This window comes from Hymenobacter agri, from assembly GCF_054778495.1.
The window spans coordinates 1-3127 of the sequence record NZ_BAAGZM010000514.1 but is presented as its reverse complement, the minus strand read 5'-3'; the positions used below and the strand labels follow the sequence as shown (position 1 = coordinate 3127).

Annotated in this window: 4 protein-coding genes and 1 pseudogene; 2 read left to right on the top strand and 3 right to left on the bottom strand. The window is 62.9% G+C overall.

All coding sequences use genetic code 11. The features are described 5' to 3' along the window. Both ACYVDE_RS18600 and ACYVDE_RS18595 read left to right on the top strand, forming a co-directional pair. Positions 1 to 563: SDR family NAD(P)-dependent oxidoreductase (locus tag ACYVDE_RS18600; protein ID WP_460503045.1), on the top strand; the 563-nt coding region annotated here is incomplete at its 5' end. Positions 564 to 655: 92 nt separating this feature from the next. Further along, positions 656 to 1417 carry an SDR family NAD(P)-dependent oxidoreductase gene (locus ACYVDE_RS18595; RefSeq protein WP_460503044.1) on the top strand — a complete coding sequence of 254 codons (762 nt, stop codon included), beginning with the start codon at positions 656 to 658 and terminating at the stop codon, positions 1415 to 1417. 453 nt (positions 1418 to 1870) lie between these two features. On the opposite strand, the gene ACYVDE_RS18590 is transcribed toward ACYVDE_RS18595, so the two are convergent. The 3 genes and pseudogenes from ACYVDE_RS18590 to ACYVDE_RS18580 all read right to left on the bottom strand — a co-directional run. Then, on the bottom strand, positions 1871 to 2062 hold the full coding sequence (locus tag ACYVDE_RS18590; RefSeq protein WP_460503043.1) for a hypothetical protein: 192 nt from the start codon (positions 2060 to 2062) through the stop codon (positions 1871 to 1873). 42 nt (positions 2063 to 2104) lie between these two features. After that, the gene (locus tag ACYVDE_RS18585) at positions 2105 to 2563 is read right to left on the bottom strand and encodes a hypothetical protein (protein WP_460503042.1); all 459 of its coding nucleotides are present in this window, start codon (positions 2561 to 2563) and stop codon (positions 2105 to 2107) included. A 71-nt stretch (positions 2564 to 2634) separates the two neighbouring features. Continuing rightward, positions 2635 to 3127 (bottom strand): annotated as a pseudogene (locus ACYVDE_RS18580) (DUF5009 domain-containing protein); the annotation flags it as partial.

Genomic DNA, 3127 nt, shown 5'->3' with positions numbered 1-3127 from the left:
CGGGCGACGTGCGCTTCCTGGCGCTCGACCTGAACGACCCGGCCACCCTCGCCGCCGCCGCCGCCCATCTGCACCACGCCGAAGGCCGCCTCGATATTCTGGTGAACAACGCTGGCATTAACGTGCCCGGCGATGGCTCGCCCACGCAGGCCGACGTGCGCAGCGTGGAGCAGGCACTGCACACCAACTTCCTGGGCACACTGGCCGCCACGCAGGCCCTGCTGCCGCTGGTGCAGCTGGCCCCGGCCGGCCGCATCGTCAACGTGTCGAGCCCGCTGGGCTCGCTCACCATTGTGGGGCAGCACGACTGGGCCCTGCTGGGCTACTCGGCCTCTAAGGCCGCCCTCAACATGCTCACCGTGCAGCTTGCTTACGAGCTGCGCCACACGGCCATTAAGGTGAACGCGGCCGCCCCCGGCTATACCGCTACTGACCTCAACGGCTTCGCCGGCCTCGATACCCCCGCTCAGGGCGCGACCGAGGCCATTCGCCTGGCCCTGCTGCCGGCCGATGGGCCCAGCGGCATCCTGTCGTCGGCCACCGACGGGGTGCTGCCGTGGTAGGGTTTGGGGATTAAAACTGAACTACTCACCATAAACCCGCCCGCCCCGGCCCGGACCTTTGCGCCATCATTCATTCCAACCAATTGATACCGATGAGCAACTCCAAAATAGCCCTCGTGACCGGCGGCAGCCGCGGCCTGGGTAAAAACATGGCCCTGAGCCTGGCCCGCAAAGGCATCGACGTTATCCTGACCTACCACCGCCAGCAGGCCGATGCCGCTGCCGTGGTGGCCGAAATCACGGCCCTGGGCCGCAAGGCCGTGGCCCTGCCGCTCGATGCGGCCAACGTGGCCAGCTTCCCGGCCTTCTATGCGCAGGTGGCAACTGCCCTGGCCGATGCCTTTGGGACCGACAGGTTTGACTTCCTGATAAATAATGCCGGCACGGCCCTCTACGCCTTATTTGCCGATACCACCGAGGCGCAGTTCGACGACATGCTGAATATTCATCTCAAAGGACCCTTTTTCCTCACGCAGCAGGCCCTGCCGCTGCTGCGCGACGGCGGCCGTGTTATCAACATCTCGTCGGGGCTGGCCCGGTTCGCCAACCCCGGCTCGTCGGCCTACGCCAGCATGAAGGGCGCGGTGGAAGTGCTGACCCGCTACCAGGCCAAAGAGCTGGGCGCCCGCGGCATTGCGGTGAATACGGTGGCCCCGGGTGCCATCGAAACCGACTTCGGTGGTGGCCACGTGCGCGACAACAAGCAGGTGAACGACTTCCTGGCCGGGCAAACGGCGCTGGGCCGCGTGGGCCAGCCCGACGACATCGGCGGCGTGGTGGCTTTCCTCTGCACCGACGAGGCCCGCTGGGTGAATGCCCAGCGCTTGGAGGCTTCGGGCGGTATGTTCATTTAGTGGATTGGTGCGGGGGCAGTACCGTCGTTAGCTGCCAGCGTGGCCCGGATGCTTAGCTTAGCGCGCCAAATTGCTCCCATGAAATACGTACTATTAATTTCCGCTTTCGTGTGCAGCTTGTGTGGGGCATCAGCTCAATCCCTGGAAAAGCAAATAGCCGGCCGGAGCTGTGAATGCCTGGAAAAGGAGCAAGCAGTAACCGAATCTGTCCTGCGCAACTGCATCGCCCACTCGCTGACAGCGGTAGTCCTGGCAGATTCTACCAACCGATACGTCAGGCAGCTGAGTACAGTCGAAAGCATCCAGCGCACAACAAAAGGCGTGTATAAGCTGCTGGCCAGGCAATGCAAAGCAATGCCCAAACCCTGAGAGCATTAGCGCAGACCTGAATAAAAAAGCCCTTCCGCTACGCAGCGGAAGGGCTTTTTCTATTATCGTTTTCAGGAACGGCGGCTACTTGCTGGCCGAGCGGCTTTGCCGGTAAGAATCGACCTGCTGGCGTAACACGGCGAGCAGGCTGCCGTAGCGCTGGCGCGCTTCGCGGGTGCTTTCGAGCCGCTGCAGGCGGGCGTTGATGAGCTCCGAGAAGTCTTCAACGGAATAGGCACGTTTGGGCGTAGTGGGCACGGGCAGCAAGGCAATCAAACTGCGTTCAATACGCAGCGCCCCCAAACTTAGCGAAAAAACCTAGAAGCGAAACAGCGGCCGCGCCGGGTTCCAGATGCCCCACGGAATCATGAGCAGCACCATGAGCAGGGCAATGCCGAAGTACGTGAGGGCTTTCTTGTGCTTGAGGGTGCTGTCGACTGTTTTCTTGACGGCGATGCGGCCTATCTGCGCCACGATGGTGGCCAGCAGCATCACGGCAATGTGCTCCATGCCGAAAAAGCGGGCTTCGGCGTTTTTCATGCCATACGTCTGCAGGCCGTGCAGGCCCCAGGGGCGCGTATCGCCGAAGTACAGGCCCAGGCCGATGATAACCTGCAGCCACATAAAGCCCGAAAAAGCGGCGCTCATGCCGTTGTCGGCGCTCACGAAGGGCCGGCGGCCGTTGTAGCCGACGAAGGCGCGGTATACGGCGATGAGGCCGAAGATGACCACGAACCAGCGCGACCAGGAGTGTAAAACGAGAAGGGTTTGGTACATAAAAAGAGAAAGAGGTGAGAGAAATACGGAGCGCAGCCGCCCTAGGCAAAGGTAAGGGCCGGGCCCGGCCTTCACACTTTCAGCACCACGCCCTTCCGGTACATCCAGCTCAGAATGAAATACCAGATGACAATGAGCGTGACGGCCCCCACCAGCGAGGCATTGCGTGGGTCGGCAAAGTGCGGCGCGATGCCCCATTCATACAGCCACTCCTTGAGGCCGCCGACATTGCCGCCCGGCAGCGCCAGCTTGAACAGCCCGAACGTGCGCGAGAGCAGCGCCGAGAGGCAGAACACCAGAATGGCGTTGACGCCGTAGACCAGCGCCGGGCGCGTCCAGCCGCGGTGGCCCTGCACGTCGCAAATCCAGTAGAGCGCCGCCAGGCCGGCCATGGCCAGCCCGCCGGTGTAAAGCACGTAGGAACTGCTCCAGAGGGCTTTGTTGATGGGAAACCACGGGTGCCAGATGAGACCAAGAATGGCCAGGCCGCCGCCGGCAATGAACAGCCAGGCCACTTTGCTGCCGGGGTCGCGGTCGGGCCGGCGCAGCCACTGTGCGGTGAGG